Genomic DNA, 3,678 nt, shown 5'->3' on the forward strand with positions numbered 1-3,678 from the left:
CGCAGCAGGCAACACCGTGTTCACCCGCACCGTATTCGTATCCGCAGACACCCGCACCCCACCCGGAGCAAACGCCGCCACCGACGCCGTATTCACCACAAAACCCGCATCCACATCCGCCTGCGTCAGGTCGTACTTGCCCCGACCGACGGCCTGCTCGCCGACACCCACACGCCCGGGTGCGGCAGGGTTCGGCCACACGATCGACACGTCGTACAGACCCACCATCGGGTCCACCAGCACGCCACCCGTGACCGTCACGTTGCCCGTGTTCGTGACCACCACCGCGTACTCGACAGTGTCGCCCACCTCACCGATGTCACCCGCAGCGAGCACACCAGTCTTCACCGCCGACAGTGCGGGAGTCCGGGGAACCGTGACCGTCGCGGCATCCGCGGAGTCGACCGCGACACCGGCCGGTGTCGTCGCGACGACCTCGACCGCGTTCGCGACCGACCCGGCGTCGATATCCGCTTGGGTGAGCGCGTAGGTCGCGGTACCGCGAGCGGTGGAGCCGACCGGGAGGACGCCCGCCGCTGCGGGGTCTTCGCTCGGCCAGACCACATCGATGGCACTGAGTCCGGGCAGCGCGTCGGAGAGATCGACACCGCTCAGCGTCTGGTTGCCGGTGTTGGCGATCGTGAAGCCGAACTGCACGACGTCGCCCACCTGTCCGGTGGAGCCCGGTGCCAGTGCTCCGGTCTTGTCGATCATGATCCCGGCATCCGCAGCGACCGTCGGGGCGCTGATCCGGTCGGAGGCGTCCTGCACGGCAGCTCCGCTCGGAGCGGATCCGGCGGCGGTCGCGATGTTGACCACCTCACCGGCATCCACATCGGCCTGCACGATCGCATAGCTGGCGATCGCCGTCGCGATCTCACCCGGAGCGAGGACTCCGGGATCGCCGGGCCAGCGCACGTTCGGGACGGAGAGCCCCGCCAGCGGGTCGGTCAGCGTGATCGCCGACACGGTGACGTTTCCGGTGTTCTCGATCGTGAAGGAGTAGTCGATGATGTCGCCGACCGCTCCGTCCCCGCGAACACTGGCCGTCTTGCCGGTGAGCAGCTCGGGGGCAGCCGCCGCGACACTCGTGTCCGTCGGCGGCGTGCTCGCCGTGATCGTGTCCCCCACCGGCGGCTTACCGCTCGCCGTGGCGATGTTCGTGACCGAGCCGCGATCCACATCCGCCTGGGTGATCGTGTACTCGGCTGCGGCGTCGACTGTTTCGCCCGGGAGCAGGATGCCGGGCTCACCCGGCCAGTCGAAGGTGGGCGAGCTCACGCCGACCAGCGCGTCGACGAGGTCGACGAGTGTGAGCGTGACGTTGCCTGTGTTCGTGATGCCGAACGTGTAGTCGATCCGATCGCCGACGTCGCCCGCGCCGTCGACCAGTCCGGACTTCGTCGCAGCGATGCCAGGACGCGCGGCGATCTCGACCGAGGCCGTGGAGGTGCCGGTGACGTCAGCGCCACGCGGCGGGGTGCCGACGCCGTCGACAGCGCTCGCGACGCCTCCACGATCGATGTCCGCCTGGGTGAGTGCGTAGGTCGAGACAGCCGTCACGGTCTGGCCGGGGAGCAGCACTCCCGGGCGAGCCGGGTCTGGCCAGGTGTACTCGGGGGCGGTGGAACCGCTGAGGCGATCGGTCAGCGCCACCCCCGTGAGCGTGACGTTGCTGGTGTTCTGCAGGGAGTAGCTCCACGTCACGACGTCGCCCGCGACGCCGGTCGCGTCGGGAGCGAGCGCCGCGGTCTTGCCCACGACGATCGAGGCCTGGATGCCCTGAGTGTCGACCGTCTCGATACCCGCGGGGCTCGTGACAGGGCCACCGCGCGAGCTGCCGCTCGCCGTCGCCGCGTTGGCGATCGATCCGGCATCCACATCCGTCTGGGTAATCGTGTAGCCGGCCGTCGCGATCGCCGTCTGTCCCGGTGCGAGCACTCCCTCAGCCCCCGGCCAGCTGACCTGCGGCACGCTGAGGCCCGGCATCGGATCGGCGAGAGCGATCGCGCTCACGGTCACGTTCCCCGTGTTCGTGATGCGGAAGGTGTAGTCGACAGCGCCACCCGCACCGCCATCGCCGTCGACGACGCCGTCCTTCACGACGGTGAGCGCAGCCGCGGGCTGCACGGTGTTGATCACGACCGGGTTGGAGTCGGCGACGACGATCGTCCCCTGCTCCGTGACCGCTTCGACACCGGCGATGTTCCGCACGAAACCGCGATCGATGTCCGCCTGGGTCAGCGTGTACCGCGCGATACCGACCACGGTGTCGCCTACGAGCAGCTCGCCCTCAGGACCCGGCCACTCGATCTCGGGCAGCGAGAGACCGGCGAGACGATCGATCAGCCGGCCGTCCTGCACCGTCACGTTGCCCGTGTTGGTCACCACCAGCCGGTACTCGATGACGTCGCCGACCGCTCCGATTCCCGGCTCGAGCAGCTGTCCGCTCTTCACGGTCGTGAGCTCCGCCGCCTCGGCGATCGGCACTGTCGCCGTCGCCGTGCGCTCGACCGGAGTGCCGCCCGGAGCGGATGCCGTCAGGGAGACCGTGTTGTCGACACGCCCTCGGTCGACATCGGCTTGGGTGAGCTCGTACTCGGCCGTGGCATCGGCGGTCGCACCGGGAGCGAGAACGCCGTCTGCTCCGGGCCAGGTGACCTGGATGTCAGACAGACCGACCAGCGGATCGTCGAGAGTCACGCTCGACAGCGTGACGTTGCCGGTGTTCACGATGCGGAACGAGAACTGCACCGTGTCGCCTGCTCGGCCGGTCGCGCCCGGCTCGAGCACGCCGCTCTTCGTGACGGTCGCGTCTGCGCTCGCCGTGACCGTGGGCACCACGATCTGGTCCGAGGGGTCTTCGACAGCCGTGCCCGAGGGGTCGGTACCCGAGCCCACCGCGATGTTCGACACCGAGCCGCGGTCCACGTCGGCCTGCGTGATGACGTATCTGGCGCTGCCGACGAGGGTCTGCTCCGGCGCGAGGACGCCTTCGGCGCCGGGCCACACGACCGAGATGTCGGAGAGGTCGTCGAGCTCGTCGACGATGCCCACGCCGTCGAGCGTCACGTTTCCGGCGTTGCGGACAGTGACGGTGTACTCGATGACATCGCCGACAGCCCCGCCTGCGCCGTTCGCGATGAACGCGGACTTCGTGGTGACCACGGCGGGCGCCGGGGCGTCGAGCGGGGTCACGACCTCGTCGGAGGACGCAGAGATCGATCCGCCACCGGGAACGGTGGCATCCGCCGTCGCGGTGTTCGCGACGCTGCCCGCGTCGACGTCGCTCTGGGTGATGACGTAGCTCGCTGTGGCCGTGGCGACCTCGCCCGGTGCGAGCACGCGGTTCGTGGTCGGCCAGGTGATGTTCGGCGTGCTGAGCCCTGCGAGCGTGTCGGACAGGACGACGCCCGAGAGCGTGACGTTGCCGGTGTTCTCGATCGTGAAGGAGTAGTCGATCGTGTCGCCGACGCTGCCGCCGGTCGCCGAGTCGTCCTTCGTGACGACGAGCTGCGGGGCACTCACGATCGGCACGGTCGCCGGAGCGGTCGCCGTGACCGCCGCCCCGCCGGTGGTGGGTGTTCCGGCTCCGGTGACCAGGCTCGTGACGCTGCCCGCATCGACATCGGCCTGGGTCAGCACGTACGTCGCCGTCGCGGTCACCGACTCACCGGG

Annotated in this window: 1 protein-coding gene; it reads right to left on the reverse strand. The window is 69.5% G+C overall.

What is annotated here, in order from left to right; genetic code table 11:
• On the reverse strand, positions 1 to 3,678 hold a 3,678-nt coding region (locus ASF63_RS18690), incomplete at both ends, for a beta strand repeat-containing protein (protein WP_414843802.1).

Source organism: Microbacterium sp. Leaf320, from assembly GCF_001423485.1.
In the GTDB taxonomy this organism is placed as follows: domain Bacteria; phylum Actinomycetota; class Actinomycetes; order Actinomycetales; family Microbacteriaceae; genus Microbacterium.